The following is a 453-nucleotide window of genomic DNA, read 5'->3' as shown; positions in this document are numbered from 1 at the left end:
CCGCCCGCCGGGCCCGGCGTCCGGCTGGACGCGGGGGTGGAGTCCGGCAGTGTGATCGGTCCGGCGTGGGACTCGCTGCTGGCCAAGCTGATCGTCACCGGCGCCACCCGCACCCAGGCCCTCCAGCGCGCCGCCCGCGCCCTGGCCGAGTTCCAGGTCGAGGGCATGGCCACCGCGATCCCCTTCCACCAGGCGGTCGTGACGGACCCGGCGTTCACCAGCGAGCCCTTCACCATCCACACCCGCTGGATCGAAACCGAGTTCCACAACACCATCACCCCCTTCACCCCCACCGGCACCGACGAGGCCGATGAGTCCACCGGCCGCGAGACCGTCGTGGTCGAGGTCGGCGGCAAACGGCTCGAGGTCTCGCTGCCCGCCTCCCTGGGCGTGGCCACCGCCCCCGCCGGCGGCTCGAAGAAGCCCAAGCGCAAGGCGGTCAAGAAGTCAGGC

General features: G+C 72.6%; 1 pseudogene. It reads left to right on the top strand.

The annotated features are described in order from the left end of the window. A pseudogene (locus tag NQU54_RS48815) lies at positions 1-453 on the top strand (acetyl-/propionyl-CoA carboxylase subunit alpha); the annotation flags it as partial.

This window comes from Streptomyces malaysiensis subsp. samsunensis (assembly GCF_024519315.1).
Taxonomy (GTDB): domain Bacteria; phylum Actinomycetota; class Actinomycetes; order Streptomycetales; family Streptomycetaceae; genus Streptomyces; species Streptomyces malaysiensis.
Note: the sequence above shows the minus strand (reverse complement) of the source record. Positions and strands in the feature narration are given on the sequence as shown.